Origin of the sequence: Methylobacterium sp. WL7 (genome assembly GCF_008040085.1) — a bacterium.
GTDB lineage: Bacteria > Pseudomonadota > Alphaproteobacteria > Rhizobiales > Beijerinckiaceae > Methylobacterium > Methylobacterium mesophilicum.
Window position 1 is genome coordinate 91,899 of the sequence record NZ_VRVG01000002.1, and the last position, 14,088, is coordinate 105,986.

18 protein-coding genes and 1 pseudogene are annotated in these 14,088 nt (G+C 70.4%); 11 read left to right on the forward strand and 8 right to left on the reverse strand.

Annotated elements, in window-relative coordinates:
- Position 1: 1 nt before the first annotated feature.
- From FV233_RS01065 to FV233_RS01075, 3 genes are all read right to left on the reverse strand, one after another.
- Positions 2-1,021, reverse strand: a complete 1,020-nt coding sequence (locus FV233_RS01065; protein WP_147896377.1) for an NAD(P)-dependent alcohol dehydrogenase — start codon at positions 1,019-1,021, stop codon at positions 2-4.
- Positions 1,022-1,173: 152 nt separating this feature from the next.
- A complete protein-coding gene (locus FV233_RS01070; protein WP_147896378.1) occupies positions 1,174-1,563 on the reverse strand; it encodes a PIN domain-containing protein in 390 nt (129 codons plus the stop codon).
- Positions 1,560-1,802, reverse strand: a complete 243-nt coding sequence (locus tag FV233_RS01075) for an AbrB/MazE/SpoVT family DNA-binding domain-containing protein (protein ID WP_147855093.1) — start codon at positions 1,800-1,802, stop codon at positions 1,560-1,562. The genes FV233_RS01070 and FV233_RS01075 overlap by 4 nt, the downstream gene beginning before the upstream one ends.
- A gap of 226 nt (positions 1,803-2,028) precedes the next feature.
- On the opposite strand from FV233_RS01075, the gene FV233_RS01080 reads away from it, so the two are divergent.
- The 4 genes and pseudogenes from FV233_RS01080 (at position 2,029) to FV233_RS01095 (ending at position 4,117) form a co-directional block, all read left to right on the forward strand.
- Positions 2,029-3,351: an O-antigen ligase gene (locus tag FV233_RS01080; RefSeq protein ID WP_147855092.1), complete on the forward strand. Its 1,323-nt coding sequence runs from the start codon at positions 2,029-2,031 to the stop codon at positions 3,349-3,351.
- Positions 3,352-3,429: 78 nt separating this feature from the next.
- Positions 3,430-3,660 carry a hypothetical protein gene (locus FV233_RS01085; RefSeq protein WP_147896379.1) on the forward strand — a complete coding sequence of 77 codons (231 nt, stop codon included), beginning with the start codon at positions 3,430-3,432 and terminating at the stop codon, positions 3,658-3,660.
- A 66-nt stretch (positions 3,661-3,726) separates the two neighbouring features.
- Positions 3,727-3,837: pseudogene (locus FV233_RS31050) on the forward strand (Crp/Fnr family transcriptional regulator); the annotation flags it as partial.
- Between the two features lie 34 nt (positions 3,838-3,871).
- The gene (locus tag FV233_RS01095; protein ID WP_147855090.1) at positions 3,872-4,117 is read left to right on the forward strand and encodes a hypothetical protein; all 246 of its coding nucleotides are present in this window, start codon (positions 3,872-3,874) and stop codon (positions 4,115-4,117) included.
- 22 nt (positions 4,118-4,139) lie between these two features.
- Here FV233_RS01095 and FV233_RS01100 read toward each other — a convergent pair whose 3' ends face one another.
- From FV233_RS01100 to FV233_RS01110, 3 genes are all read right to left on the reverse strand, one after another.
- On the reverse strand, positions 4,140-4,394 hold the full coding sequence (locus tag FV233_RS01100) for a hypothetical protein (protein ID WP_147855089.1): 255 nt from the start codon (positions 4,392-4,394) through the stop codon (positions 4,140-4,142).
- Between the two features lie 217 nt (positions 4,395-4,611).
- A complete protein-coding gene (locus tag FV233_RS01105) occupies positions 4,612-5,025 on the reverse strand; it encodes an acyl-CoA thioesterase (RefSeq protein WP_147896380.1) in 414 nt (137 codons plus the stop codon).
- A gap of 59 nt (positions 5,026-5,084) precedes the next feature.
- Positions 5,085-6,833 (reverse strand): PQQ-binding-like beta-propeller repeat protein, encoded by a 1,749-nt coding sequence (locus FV233_RS01110; RefSeq protein WP_147896381.1) that lies wholly within the window; start codon positions 6,831-6,833, stop codon positions 5,085-5,087.
- Here FV233_RS01110 and FV233_RS01115 point away from each other — a divergent pair.
- A complete protein-coding gene (locus tag FV233_RS01115; protein WP_147855846.1) occupies positions 6,832-7,065 on the forward strand; it encodes a hypothetical protein in 234 nt (77 codons plus the stop codon). The genes FV233_RS01110 and FV233_RS01115 overlap by 2 nt on opposite strands.
- A 282-nt stretch (positions 7,066-7,347) precedes the next feature.
- Positions 7,348-7,812, forward strand: coding sequence for a hypothetical protein (locus tag FV233_RS01120; protein ID WP_147855847.1), 465 nt, complete (start codon positions 7,348-7,350; stop codon positions 7,810-7,812).
- Positions 7,813-7,872: 60 nt separating this feature from the next.
- Here the strand turns inward: FV233_RS01120 and FV233_RS01125 are convergent, their stop codons facing one another.
- Complete coding sequence (locus FV233_RS01125) at positions 7,873-8,406, reverse strand: ankyrin repeat domain-containing protein (RefSeq protein ID WP_147855848.1); 534 nt, start codon at positions 8,404-8,406, stop codon at positions 7,873-7,875.
- A 140-nt stretch (positions 8,407-8,546) separates the two neighbouring features.
- On the opposite strand from FV233_RS01125, the gene FV233_RS01130 reads away from it, so the two are divergent.
- Complete coding sequence (locus tag FV233_RS01130) at positions 8,547-8,765, forward strand: hypothetical protein (protein ID WP_147855849.1); 219 nt, start codon at positions 8,547-8,549, stop codon at positions 8,763-8,765.
- Between the two features lie 11 nt (positions 8,766-8,776).
- Here FV233_RS01130 and uvrB read toward each other — a convergent pair whose 3' ends face one another.
- Positions 8,777-11,536, reverse strand: a complete 2,760-nt coding sequence (uvrB, locus tag FV233_RS01135) for an excinuclease ABC subunit UvrB (protein ID WP_147896382.1) — start codon at positions 11,534-11,536, stop codon at positions 8,777-8,779.
- An 81-nt stretch (positions 11,537-11,617) separates the two neighbouring features.
- Between uvrB and FV233_RS01140 the strand changes: the two genes are divergently transcribed.
- The 4 genes from FV233_RS01140 to FV233_RS01155 all read left to right on the forward strand — a co-directional run bounded on the left by FV233_RS01140 (position 11,618) and on the right by FV233_RS01155 (position 14,055).
- A complete protein-coding gene (locus FV233_RS01140) occupies positions 11,618-12,103 on the forward strand; it encodes a VOC family protein (RefSeq protein WP_147896383.1) in 486 nt (161 codons plus the stop codon).
- Between the two features lie 158 nt (positions 12,104-12,261).
- Positions 12,262-12,879: a hypothetical protein gene (locus FV233_RS01145; protein WP_147896384.1), complete on the forward strand. Its 618-nt coding sequence runs from the start codon at positions 12,262-12,264 to the stop codon at positions 12,877-12,879.
- A complete protein-coding gene (locus FV233_RS01150; RefSeq protein ID WP_147857943.1) occupies positions 12,866-13,255 on the forward strand; it encodes a transcriptional regulator in 390 nt (129 codons plus the stop codon). Before FV233_RS01145 ends, FV233_RS01150 begins: the two co-directional genes overlap by 14 nt.
- A gap of 77 nt (positions 13,256-13,332) precedes the next feature.
- Positions 13,333-14,055 carry a di-trans,poly-cis-decaprenylcistransferase gene (locus FV233_RS01155; protein WP_147896385.1) on the forward strand — a complete coding sequence of 241 codons (723 nt, stop codon included), beginning with the start codon at positions 13,333-13,335 and terminating at the stop codon, positions 14,053-14,055.
- Positions 14,056-14,088 lie beyond the last annotated feature (33 nt).

Below are 14,088 nucleotides of genomic sequence, written 5' to 3' on the forward strand. Positions count from 1 at the left end.
CTCAGATCTGGATGCAGATCTTGCCGAAATGGCGGTTGCTCTCCTGGTGCCGGAACGCCGCCACGATCTCGTCCAGCGGGTAGACGCTGTCCACGACCGGCCGTAGGCCGCACGCCTCGATGCCGCGGATCATCGCAATCTGCTGGCTCCGGCTGCCGACAAGCACGCCCTGGAGCCGGATCTGCCGGATCAGCGCCGGCACCAGCGGCAGCGGCCCGGCCACGCCGGTCAGGATCCCGATCACCGAGACGTGGCCGGCGACCCGCACGGCCGCCATCGACTGCTCCAGGGTGCCCGGACCGCCGACATCGAGCACGTGGTCGACGCCGCGCCCGTCGGTCAGGCGCCTTGCGGTGTCGCCCCAGGCCGGGTCGGCGCGATAGTTGATCAGGTGGTCGGCACCGAGGGCGCGCAGGCGCTCGAGCTTCGCGTCGCTGGACGAGGTGGCGATCACGGTCGCGCCCGCCGCCTTGGCGAATTGCAGGGCGAACAGGGACACGCCGCCGGTGCCCTGCACCAGCACCACGTCGCCGCCCTTGAGCCCGGCATCGGCGTGGAGCGCCCGCCACGCGGTGAGCGCGGCCGTGGTCAGGGTCGCGGCCTCGGCATGGTCCCAGCCCCGGGGGGCGTGGGTGAAGGCGGTCGCGGGCGCCGTCACCCGCTCGCGGGCGTAGCCGTCGACCCCGTCGCCCGGCACGGTGCCGAAACCCTCGACGAGCGGCGTGCCGTCGAGCCAGGTCGGGAAGAAGGTGCTGACCACCCGGTCGCCCACCGCGAACCCGTCCACGCCGGGGCCCACGGCCTCGACCTCCCCGGCGCCGTCCGACATCGGCACGCGCGCCTCGCTCGGCCCCCACAGGCCGCTCACCACGGCGTAGTCGTGATAGTGGAGCGAGCTCGCCCGCAGCCGCACGGTGATCGCGCCGGGGCCCGGCTCAGGCACGGGACGCTCGCCGAACCCCACCGCGTCGAAGCCGCCGCCGGGCTGGACGATGACCGCCCGGGATGCCGATTGGGTCATGGTGCACCTGTTGTCTGCGCGGGGCCGGCGGGTGTTCCCGCGATCCCGACCGGATCGAACTGGCCGCCACGCCGGATGCAGGAGCGGCGGCAAGAGCATGCTGCTCGACGGAGCGTCACATCCAGAAAGTCGTGCCTCAGAGAATCCCTGCCTCAGCGGATCAGCGCGATCGTGACACCGGCGGCCCCGGCGATGTCCGGCCAGCGCCGCTCCGCCGTGAGGGCGGGTACGCCTTCTCGCTTCGCCAGAGCCAAGCAATAGCGGTCCCCGAGCGACAGGCCGCCTTCGAGCGTGATCGAACGTAAGAGGCCCGCGTCGTAGGACAATGCCGCATCGACGGGAAACAGGCGGATCGGCAGGGGCCGCAGCAGCATCTCGATGTCGTGGCGTCCAGCACCGAGCTTGGCGTAGTAGCTGATCACCTCGGCGAGGTTGACGGTCGTCATGACAGAACCGTCGAGCCCGGCCTTGACCGTGTCGGCCCCCCGCTCTCCGAGCAGGAGCGCGAGGAGAGCCAAGGCATCGAGGACGAAGCGTGTCACTCGCGCTCGGCCTCGCGGGCGCGGTCGGCCAGGAAATCCTCGACCGAGGCGCCGACGTGGCCGCCGATCAACCGGCGGCTCATATCCTGCGCGCGCGCCACCACCTGATCCAGCGTCCGGAGCACGATGGCGTCCCCGACATCTTCGACGATGACCTCGCCACCATTGCCGAGCCCATGCCTCTTGCGGAGGTCGGCGGGCAGGCTCATCCGTCCATCAGGCATGACCTTGGCCCGCATGGGGTATCTCCACGTTATGCCGTGCGTGGATCTATACGCCAGGAGGTATCTCCGATGCCAGATCTGTCATCTTGAGCCGTCGCCTTCGCAGGCCCCCTCCTGCGTTCGCCTCCGCTAAGGTTATCGCCAGATCTTCCGCTGCAACGGCTGGTCGCCCCATCGCCCCGGCCTCCGCACCCGCTACAATGGATGCGCGCCGCATCCCGCGGCCCCTGAGTGGAACGGCATGGCTTCGGCGGACGCGGCGATCGGGATCCCGGCCGGGACGGCTCAGGACGGCGTGGCCGGGCGCGACCTGCCGGATGTCGTGCGCGTGCTCCTGAACGGGGCGGTGTTCGTCCTGCTGTGGAACCACGACTGGCTCAAGGACCTGTCCGACCGGTCTTCGCTGGCGGCCTCCGAGGATGGCAGCCTGCTGACCCAGGTGCTCTTCCTAGCGGCGGGCCTCGGCATGGCGGCGGCGCTCCACCGGATCGGGTTCCGCCACCTGCGGCCGCTCGCGACCTGGCCGCTGATGCTGTGCGGCGCCTGGCTCGGGCTCACCGCGCTCCTGTCGGTGGAGCCGAGCCTGTCGCTGCGCCGGCTCGCCCTGCTCGGCATCGCCACGATGCTGTCGGCGGGCGTGCTCTTGGTCGCGCGCTCGCCGCGGCAGCTGGCCCTGACCATGGCCTGGTCCGCGCTGGTGATCCTGGTCGCCTCGTACCTGGCGGTGGCCCTGGTGCCGGATCTCGCGATCCACTCGGCCTTCGACGTGAATTCCGATCCGAGCCATCCGGGCCTGTGGCGGGGCATCTTCCCGCAGAAGAACGAGGCCGGGGCGGCCATGGTGATCCTGGTGATCGTCGGGCTCTACGTCGCCGCGGCCGCGAGCCGGGTGCTCGGCTGGATCATCGTGCTCCTGGCCCTCGGCTTCCTGGTGGCCAGCGGCTCCAAGACCGCGATCCTGCTGCTGCCGGTGATCCTGGCGGTCACCGGCCTGTGCCGGATCCTGACCGGGCGGGGCCTGCGGGCGCTGCTGCTGCTCGGGCCGATCGCCGGGTTCTCGCTGGTCTCGATCGGCTCGATCCTGGTCCCGGCGATCCAGGACGCGGTCGGCACGCTCCTGACCGACGCCACCTTCACGGGGCGCAGCGAGATCTGGCAGTTCGCCCTGGACAACATCATGGTCCGCCCCTGGCGGGGCTGGGGCATCGGCGCGTTCTGGATGACCGAGCGGACCATGTATGGCGGCTCCGAGGAGCTGACCTGGGTCAACACCGCCAACCACTCGCACAACGCCTACCTCGACACGGCGCTGATCGGCGGATTCCCGTTCCTGGCGCTCACCGTGGTGGCGTTCGTGCTGGCGCCGGTCCGCGACCTGCAGCGCGTCGCCGGCGGGCGCGGCCTCGATGCCGAGACGCTGCTGTTCCTGCGCCTGTGGTTCCTGGGCCTCGTCTCGGCCTCGTTCGAGACCGTGCTGTACAACGGCAACAACGCCACCTGCTGCATGTTCATGATGGCGGTGTTCGGCCTGCGGCTGCGGACGCGCTACGCCTTGGCGGGGTAAGACCACAGCACGGCCCGGGCGTTCTCGCGGGTGTCCTGCTACCATCCGATTGATCGGAAGCGGCATCGCGAGCGGCAGATGCGTCTGATCACGCCGCACGATGTCCTGCCGGCCTATTCCCGGGGCGCGATCGGCTCGGGCGAGGCTATCGTGGCGCTCGGCGTGAACGGCTTTCTCGACCTGATCGTCGCGATGGCCGATGCAGGGCATCGCCTCCCGCGCCCGGCCGAGGCCGCAATCGAGGCCCAGCTGGACACGGCGATGCCGTTGCCGCTGTTCGTTCTCGACGACGGCGGTGGCGGTGCTTGATCGTGTGATCCCGGATACGGGACCGCTCATCACCCTGGCGCCGCCGACGATCGCGCCGGTGCCGATCTCGGGGAACTCCGGCGACAGGGGCTGATTGACCTGAGGACGAGACGGCTCACGATCCTCGACTTGCCCCGCCTGCGGGCGCTGGCGGAGTTCCGGCCGAATTACCTGCACCGAATTACCTGCACCTTGGAGACCAAGCGGCGGCATGACTCTGCGCCTGCAACCCATCCAAGTCGCGACGGGCAGCTACGACACCGAGGGTCAGCTGGTCTTCGCCGATGGGTTCCTCGCGGCGGTGCTGGTGAAGCTCTCGGGATTCCACCAGGACATGGCCGGGATGTGGTTCCTGGAGGCCGGCTTCGGCCGGGTCGACACCGCGAACCGGCCGACGTTCTCCGACCTCGACGAGGCGCAGGACTGGATCACGCGGCAGCTGGAACGGGTGCGCTGATGCCGCCCGCCGCAACGCATGATCAGGTCCGCGAGAACGGGCCGTTGGCCGGTTCGATCTGGTCCCGATCCCCGAGGACGCGCCGCGCGGAGGCGAGGATCTGGATCACGCCCCGGCTGTCGCATTCCTGCCGGGCCACCGCCTCCAGGTCCCGCAGGTAGGCGATCACCGGCTCGCGCGCCCGCGGCCCCTGCCGCAGGACGGGTTCGACCTTCGTGGCGACATGCACGGCCAGGCCGTCCCAGAAGTCCGGATCCTTCGAAGACCCATCCGTCATCCAGCGTGCTCCGTTCCGGGAGGGCGGCCCCGTTGACCATGGACCGAGGGGGCGGAAGACCATGATCGACGGGACCGACCGGAGAGGATCCGGCGCGCCCGATTTGGCGCAGGAGCGGCGGCGACGAAATCACCTGGGTTGCGTCACCCGCCCGGTGCGACAGTGCCGTCCATGCGCCGCGCCCACCGGGCCCGGCGTCGGGGTTGCCAGGCCCGGCCTACGCCTCCGGCACCGGGCGCGGGCGGCGGTCGTCGCCGATCGCCACGAAGGTGAAGGTCGCCTCCGTGACCTTCATGGTGGTCTCGCTCGCCCGCTCCCGGCGCCAGACCTCGACCTGGATCCGCAGGGACGAGCGCCCGACCGTGATCAGCCAGGCGTAGAGGCTGACCTCGTCGCCGACGAAGACCGGGTGGTGGAAGGTGATCGCGTCGACCGCGATGGTGGCGCAGCGCCCGCGCGAGCGCCGGGCCGCGACGCTGCCGGCCGCCAGATCCATCTGCGCCATCAGCCAGCCGCCGAAGATGTCGCCCGCCGGGTTGGTGTCGGCCGGCATCGCGATGGTGCGGATCACCGGCGCGCCGCGATGGCTCGGCTGGCCATCCGCGCCGTCCCTGCCCTGCTCCTGCGTCATCGTCCGGACGAATCCCCGCCGCCAAAGGTTGGAACTCCTCCAGTCAAGCTCGGCGCGCGTCAATCGGGGAGCGCGAAGACCAGCAGTGCGTCGCCGGTGCCGAACCCGGCCGCCTTGGTGAAGGACGCGCCGCCGGCCGCCACCGCGAGGTACTGCTTGCCGTCCAGCGCGTAGGTCATGGCCGGGCCGCTGATGCCCGCGCCGCATTGGAACCGCCAGAGCAGCGTGCCGTCGCGCGCATCGTGGGCCTCGAGATGTCCGTCCTCCGCGCCGGAGAAGACCAGGCCGCCCGCGGTGGCGAGCGTCCCCCCGGAGAGCCGGCTGTCGGACCGCAGGGTCCAGGCGATCGTGCCGCCGTCTGCGAGGTCCACGGCGGTCAGCGTGCTGAAGGACGGCTCGCCCTTCGCCTCGCTGGTCTCGGTGTAGCGGATCTCCGGCCGGTCGCCGGAGGCCGGCACGGTCTTGATCGTGTAGGTCGTGGCCCCGTGGCGGACCTGCACGTAGGCGCGGCGCCCGTCATAGGCGGTGGGCGGCCACGACACGGCCCCGAGCGGCCCCGGCGCCACCACGGTGCCCTGCGGGGTCGGCGGCGCGAACAGGTTTTTTTGCTCGATCAGCGGGGCCGAGCGTTCGAGCAGCTTTCCGGTGGCGCGATCGTGGACGTAGATCCAGCCGGTCTTGCTGGCCGAGGCCACGGCCTTGGTGCCGTTCGGCCCGTCGAGCAGGAACGGCGGCGCTGCGACGTCGTAGCCCCACTCGTCGTGCGGCACCTGCTGCGAGTACCAGCGCAGCTGCCCGGTGCGGACGTCGAGGGCCACGAGGCACATCGTGTAGAGGTTGTCCCCCGGCCGCGACGCGCCGAAATTCTGCGGCGCCGGGTTGCCGGTGCCGAGGAAGATCAGGCCGAGATCCGGGTCGTAGGCCGGGGTCATCCAGAGCGAGCCGCCGCCGACCCGCCAGGCCTCGCGGTTGGCCGGGGCCGCCGCCTTCTCGGCGGCGATGTCGCGTTGGAGCGGCACGCCGTCCACCGTCTGGCCGACGAAGCCGCCCTCCCAGCCCTCGGACGGGGTGACGTACCAGCGCCAGCGCTCGGCGCCGGTCCTGGCGTCGTAGGCCGCGAGCCAGCCGCGCCGTCCGTAACCGCCCTCGATCCCGACCACGGCGCCGCCGTCGAGCCCGCCGGCCGCGTCCTCCAGATGCAGGCCGTAGCCCGCCCCCGTGACGCCCACGATCACCAGCCCCTCGGCCACCAGCGGCGGCATCTTGAACCCGAGCCGGCTCGAGCCCTGCACCGGCTTGCCGCCGAGCTTGCCCGCGAGATCCGAGGCGGTCTCGCTCTCGCCCTCCTCCGGGCGCACCGCCTCCTTGTCCCACACCACCCGGCCGGTCTTGGCGTCGAGCGCGATCAGCCGCCCGTCCATGGTCGCCTCGAACACGAGGCCGTCCGAGACCGCGACCCCGCGGTTCGAGGGCGGCCCGAAGATCTTTTCCGTGCGGGGCTTGTGCGTGTAGGTCCAGAGCGGCCGGCCGGTGCGGGCATCGAGCGCCGCGACGTTGTTCTGGGTCGTGGACGTGTAGAGCGCGCCGTCGACCATCACCGGCTGGGCCTGGTAATAGCCGGTCACCCCGGTCTGGAAGATCCAGGCCGGCCGCAGCCGCGCGACGCTGGCGCGGTCGATCTGGGTGAGGTCGGAGAAATTGCGGTTGCTGTGGTCGTGCCCGAAGGCCGGCCAGGGGGTCTCGGCGGCGCGGGCGGCGGCGGGCAGGAGGATCGCGACGGCGATCAGCGCGGGGCGAAGTGCGGTCATGGGCGGCACGGCGTTTCCTTCGATCGATGTCTGTTCTGATTTTGAAGGCGCCGTGGCCGCTTTGATGATCTTCTGGCTCGGGCTGCGCAGGCAAGAACCAATCATTGCCGGAACGCCTGTGTCCAGGCAGATCTTCGAAGAAGGGTTCCCCTGCGACACGGATCAAAGTCGCCCGCCTTCCGATGGTTCGCCATCGGCCCGTATGCTATCCTGCGATCATGATGGGCGTTGAGATCACCCCTGCCTTACATGAGGCCATCGATGCGATCGTGCGCGCGCAGCTCGGTCGCTTCGGAGTGCGTGATGTCGAGGCGATCGCGGATGAGGATGCGGGTGGAGATCCGATCATCCAGGTCAGGGTCCACTATAACGATTCCGCGTCCGAGCCTGACCCTCGAATCGCATCCGAGACGCTTACGAAGCTGAACGACAGGCTGTTCGAGTTGCGGGAACCGCGATTCGCCTATTTACGGCACATGGTTCCGGAAGCGACCCCGAGCCCGCGTCCCCGCTAATGAGCCGGGAGCTTCTCGGAACGGCACGACGGCTCGCGAAGGCCAGTGTCGGCAGGCCGCGGCAATCGGATCTGAAGCGGGCGATCAGTACCGCCTATTACGCGCTCTTCCATGCGCTCGCGCGGGATTGTGCGGACAGACTGGCCGGAACGGGGCGGGACCGGCCAGACAAAGCGTGGCGCCATACGTATCGCGCGTTGAATCACGGAGATGCCAGAAGCGCATGCAAACAATTGCGCAGTTTTGGTTTTCCCAATGACCTGATCCGGGTTGGCGATGTCTTCCAGGGTCTTCAGGTGCAGCGGCATAGCGCCGACTACGATCCCACACACCGTGTGACCCGTGCCGATGCCTTGACGGCGATCGCGCAGGCCGAGGACGGTATCGCGAAACTGGAAGCGACCGCCTCCAAGGATCGCATTGCGTTCGCCGTCCAACTTTTGCTGAAGCAGAGGATGTCGTGATCGCGAGGGCAAAAGATTGGCATTGCTCTCCGTATCCAGCCCCCTTCGTCGAAAGATCCCTCACCCCGCCTTCCGTGCCGCCGCGTCGAGCTGGCCCGGGGTCGCCTGGGCGCCCATGGCCCGGGCCATGTCGGCGGCGCTCTGGCCGGCGGCATCGCGAAAGTCCGGGTCGGCGCCGTGCTCCAGCAGCAGCGCCACCATCTCGGTGCGGTCGAACATCGCCGCGGTCATCAGGGCGGTCCGGCTGCCGGTGCCGGTGCCGTCCACGGCGGCGCCGTGCTGGAGCAGCAGCCGGGCGATGGCGATGTCGTTCTTGAACGCCGCGCCGGCCAGAGGCGTCTGGCCGCGATCGTTGGCGAGTTCCGGGTCGCCGCCGGCCTCCAGGATCACCCGGGTGGCGTCCGCCTGGCCGTTATAGGCCGCGAGCATCAGCAGGCTGTCGCCCTTGTCGTTGCGCAGGTTCGCCGGCAGCCCCTGCCCGAACAGCTCCGCCAGCTCGTCGGCATGGCCCATCCGGGCGAACTGGAAGACCCGGCCCGCGAAGGCCAGGGTCGCGTCGTCGAGGGCCGGGGGCGTGTTCGTCTCGGAATTCATCGTCGCTCGCCTGCTTCACTCACCGGCGGATCTGGGATGGGACCCATCTCCGTCCGGCACCCCACGGGAACGTTTTCCCCCGGATGCTCGTTGCAGCCGCCACCCGGGCCGTGATGGCCCGATCCGTCGCCGGAGCGAGCATGCCGCGCCCCTATGAGCCCTTCGCCGATGCGTTGCGCATCGCCCGCGACATCGTCCGCGACCGGGTCGGTGCGGTGACGCGGGCGGCCGTGCAGGCGGATCCCCATGCCTACGACGAGGCCTGCGACGCCCTGGCGCTCCGGATCGCCGAGGCGCTGGTGGACGAGGGCGAGGCGGTGGCGAGCCGCTATGCCGGTTGGGACGACCGGGCCGCCTGAAGTCCGCACGGTCAGTCGCGCTTGCGGCCGCCCCCGCCCTTGTATTTCGGCTTCTGGCCGCCGAGGCCCTGCGTCGAGCGCGGCTTGGGCCGCTCCTGCCAGGCCACCGCGTTCGCCGGCATCTCGCGGTCGGTGCCCGGGCCCATGTTGTCGAGTTCCGGCTTCGAGATCCGGGTCGCCCCGGCGCCGCGCGGCGCCTTGCGGCCGTACTTGCCGGCCTCGCGCTCGACGTCGCCCTGCCGGGCCATCGGGTCGTCCGAGACCAGCAGCTCCGTGGCCTGGAGGCGCTTGAGTTCGTCGCGCAGGCGCGCGGCCTCCTCGAAGTCAAGATCGGCGGCGGCCGTCCGCATCCGCTTCTCCAGGTCGGCCAGCACCGCCTTGAGGTTGTGGCCCACCGTGATCGCGTCCTTGGCCAGGCCGGTATCGACCTGGACGTGGTCGCGCTCGTAGACGCTGTTGAGGATGTCGCTGATCCCGCGCTTCACGCTCTGGGGCGTGATGCCGTGCTCCTCGTTGTAGGCGAGCTGCTTGGTGCGACGCCGCTCGGTCTCGGCCATCGCCCGCTCCATCGAGCCGGTGATGGAATCGGCGTACAGGATGCAGCGCGCGTCGGCGTTCCGGGCCGCCCGGCCGATGGTCTGGACCAGGGAGGTCTCCGAGCGCAGGAACCCCTCCTTGTCGGCGTCGAGGATCGCCACCAGGGCGCATTCCGGGATGTCGAGACCCTCGCGCAGCAGGTTGATGCCGATCAGCACGTCGAAGGCGCCGAGCCGCAGGTCGCGGATGATCTCGATGCGCTCGAGGGTGTCGATGTCGGAGTGCATGTAGCGCACGCGCACGCCGTTCTCGTGGAGGTACTCGGTGAGGTCCTCGGCCATGCGCTTGGTCAGCGTGGTCACGAGGGTCCGGTAGCCGGCCAAGGCGACCGCCTTGACCTCACCCAGCAGGTCGTCGACCTGAGCCCGCGCCGGGCGGATCTCGATCACCGGGTCGACCAGGCCGGTCGGGCGGATCACCTGCTCGGCGAAGACGCCGCCGGTGCGCTCCATCTCCCATTTGCCGGGCGTGGCCGAGACGTGGACCGTCTGGGGCCGCATCGCGTCCCATTCCTCGAAGCGCAGCGGCCGGTTGTCCAGGCAGGACGGCAGGCGGAAGCCGTACTCGGCCAGGGTCGCCTTGCGGCGGAAGTCGCCCCGGTACATGCCGCCGATCTGCGGCACCGTGACGTGGCTCTCGTCCGTGAACACCAGGGCGTTGTCGGGCAGGTACTCGAAAAGGGTCGGCGGCGGCTCGCCGGGGCGGCGGCCGGTGAGGTAGCGGGAATAGTTCTCGATGCCGTTGCAGGCGCCGGTGGCCTCGATCATCTCGATGTCGAAGGTGCAGCGCTGGTCGATGCGCTGGGCCTCGATCAGCCGGCCCATCTTCGTCAATTCCTCGATCCGGCCGTTCAGCTCGTTCTTGATGCCCTTGATCGCCTGCTGCAGCGTCGGCCGCGGCGTGACGTAGTGGGAGTTGGCGTAGACCTTCACGAATTTCAGCTCGGCGATCTTCTTGCCCGTGAGCGGGTCGAACTCGACGATCGACTCGATCTCGTCGCCGAACATGCCGATCCGCCAGCCGCGATCCTCAAGGTGGGCCGGCCACAGCTCGATGGAATCGCCCCGCACCCGGAAGGTGCCGCGGGCGAAATCCGCCTGGATCCGCTTGTACTGGAGGGCCACGAGGTCGGCCACGAGTTGGCGCTGCTCGATCTTCTCGCCGAGCGTCACCGTGAACGACATCGCCGTGTAGGTCTCGACCGAGCCGATGCCGTAGATGCACGACACCGAGGCGACGATGATCACGTCGTCCCGCTCCAGCAGGGCGCGGGTGGCCGAGTGGCGCATCCGGTCGATCTGCTCGTTGATCGACGATTCCTTCTCGATGAACGTGTCTGAGCGCGGGACGTAGGCCTCGGGCTGGTAGTAGTCGTAATAGGAGACGAAATACTCGACGGCGTTGTCCGGGAAGAACGACTTGAATTCGCCGTAGAGCTGCGCCGCCAGGGTCTTGTTCGGGGCGAGGATCAGCGCCGGGCGCTGGGTCTGCTCGATGATCTTGGCCATCGTGAAGGTCTTGCCCGAGCCGGTGACCCCGAGCAGGACCTGGTCGCGCTCCATCGCGCTGATCCCGCCGACCAGTTCGGCGATGGCGGTGGGCTGGTCGCCGGCCGGCTCGAACTCGGATTTCAGCGTGAACCGGAGGCCGCCCTCGGATTTCTGCGGCCGGTCCGGCCGGTGCGGCACCCAGGTCTGGCCGTCCTTGAACAGCGGGTTGCCCTCGATCAGCAGCCGCTCCAGCGCCGTCACGGTCGCGGAGGCGCCGCCGTCGCCGCCCGGATCCGGCAGGTCGGCGCCCTCGGGCGCGGGCCCGTCCTCGGGCGGGGTCAGCCCGAGGGCCTGGGCGAGGCGCGGATCGACCTCGGCCGCGTCGCCGAGGGCGTAGCCGGATTGCGGCGCCTCGGCGAAGCCGTCTCGGGCGATCTCGACCTTGCGGCTGGCCGCCTTGCCGACCGGCTCCTTGGCGGGCCGTCCCTTGGGCTTGCCCGGACGCGGCTTCTCCGGTTCCGGCGCGATCGGCGGCGGCCGGTTGCGGTTCAGCGCCGGGTTGAGCAGTTCCGCCAGGTAGGTGTCGAGCGGTTTCAGCTCGGGCTTCGACGCCTTGGCCGACGAGGCCGAGACGGATACGGCGCGCGGCTTCTTCGGAGCGGGCGTGTTCTTCGGAGCAGGCATGGCACCAATATGGGCCCCGCACGCGCCGCGAGAAACCCTCGGGGCTGCGGAGTTTTCAAGCTTTCACGGGGGAGCCCGCCGATGACCGCACCGATCCATCCCGAGACCCGCATCGGGCACGTCCACCTCAAGGTGGCCGACCTCGACCGGGCGCTGGGCTTCTATTGCGGAATCCTCGGCCTCGGCCTGACCCAGCGCTACGGCGAGCGCGCCGCCTTCGTCGCGGCCGGGGGCTACCACCACCATATCGGCCTCAACACCTGGGAGAGCCTCGGCGGTCCGCCGCCCGCGCCGGGGACCACCGGCCTGTACCACCTCGCCCTGCTCTACCCGACCCGGGCCGCCCTGGCGGATGCCCTGCGCCGGGTCGAGGCGGCCGGCATCCCCCTCGACGGCGCCAGCGACCACGGGGTCAGCGAGGCCCTGTACCTGCGCGATCCGGACGGCAACGGCGTCGAGCTCTACCGGGACCGGCCGGAGGCGGAGTGGCCCCGCGATCCGGACGGCGCCCTGCGGATGGTCACGGCCCCGCTCGATCTCGACGCTCTTCGCCGCGAAAATGGATAATTACAACTCTTAGGTAGAATTCACCGTGCTTTGGCCTGGACCGGCACGGTCGATGCTGAGAAAATTCGGTCCCATCGACCGGTGAATTGGCTTGCGGCGGCCGGAGCCCGCCGGTACTTTGCGGTGCAAAGCATGATGCAGGGCGGGGGCTGAAGCTCATGCAGGACCTGGACAAGGCGCTGGCCGACATCGTCGCGATCCGGTCGCAGATCGCCCGCGATACCGCGTTCCGCGGCCTGGGCGCGGCCACCGTGGCGGGGACCGGCGGCCTGTCGCTCGCCTGCGCGGTGGGCCAAGCCCTCTGGCTCGGCGATCCCGCGGCCCGGCCGGCCCTGTTCTTCGGCCTGTGGATCGGTGCCGCCCTGGTGGCGTTCGCCCTGATCGGGGTCGAGGCGGTCCGGCGCAGCCGCCGGCTCCATTCCGGCCTCGCCGACGCGATGGTGTGGAACGCCATCGAGGTGTTCATGCCGGCCGCCGGCACCGGGGCGTGCCTGGCCCTGGTGATCGCCCGCTTCGCTCCGGAAGAGGTCTGGATGCTGCCCGGCCTGTGGCAGGTGCTGGTCGGGCTCGGCCTGTTCGCCTCGGCGCGGATCCTGCCCCGGGCGGTCCAGGGGGTCGGCGCCTGGTACCTGCTCACCGGCCTCGCCGCGCTGGCGATCGCGGCCGAGACCCGCACCCTGTCGCCCTGGACCATGGGGCTCCCCTTCGTGGTCGGCCAGATCTGGCTGGCCGGCCTCATCCATCGCGGCGCCCGGGCCTTCGATGATGACCTCTGACCGCGACGACGGACGGTTCTCCTACGAGGGGCTGGACCGGATCATCCACGAGCGGGCGCGGCTCAGCGTGCTCACCTCCCTGGTGGCCCACCCCAAGGGCCTGCCCTTCCCCGACCTCAAGCGCCTGTGCGGGCTGACCGACGGCAACCTGAGCCGCCACCTGGCCGTGCTCAGCGAGGCCGACCTGGTGAGCCTCGAAAAGGGGTTTTCGCTCAACCGGACGCAGACGGTGTGCCGGATGACGCCGACCGGGCGCCGGCGCTTCATCTTCTATCTCGGCGTGCTCGAGCAGGTGGTGCGCGACGCGGCGGCGGCGGCCGAGCGAAGTCCGGACGGCGGGGTGCGCGGCCTCGATCCGGCCACGAAACCGGCCTGAGAACGCCGGATCGCGCAGAGACTCTCAACGCAAACCGAATAAACCTCAGCGATACGCCCATGCCGGGAGACTTTACGATGCAAAGCGAAGCGGGGCCGGGGGGGCTGCACGCCGCGATCATCATGGACGGCAACGGGCGCTGGGCGACGCAGCGCGGCCTGCCGCGTCTGGCCGGCCACCATCGCGGCGTCGAGGCGATCCGGCGCACCGCCGAGGCCTGCCCGGATCTCGGCATCGGCACGCTCACGCTCTACGCCTTCTCGGCCGACAACTGGCAGCGCCCCGACGACGAGGTCGGCGGCCTGATGCGGCTGCTGCGCTCCTACCTGCGCAACGAGACCCAGCGGCTCGCCCGCACCGGCACCCGGCTCAGCGTCGTGGGCCGGCGCGACCGCCTGCCCCGGGGCATCCCGGAGGCGATCGCGGCCGCCGAGGCGGCCACGGCGGCCGGCACCCGCCTGCACCTGCGGATCTGCGTCGACTATTCCGCCCGGGACGCGATCATCGCGGCGGCGCAGGCGCTCCAGGGCGGCGACGCCTCCCGGGAGAGTTTCGGCGCGCTGGTGGCCGGGCAGATGCACGGCTCGCCGGTGGACGTGGACCTCGTGATCCGCACCGGCGGCGAGCAGCGCCTGTCGGATTTCCTGCTGTGGGAGGCGGCCTATGCCGAACTCCACTTCACCGACCGGATGTGGCCGGATTTCGGCCCCGACGACCTCGCCACGGCGATCGCCGACTTCGCCCGCCGGGATCGCCGCTTCGGCGGCCTGAAGGCGCCCGCGGTTCCGGCGGCGGCCTGACCCCCGGCCCGCTTGACGGGCGCGCCGGCTCAG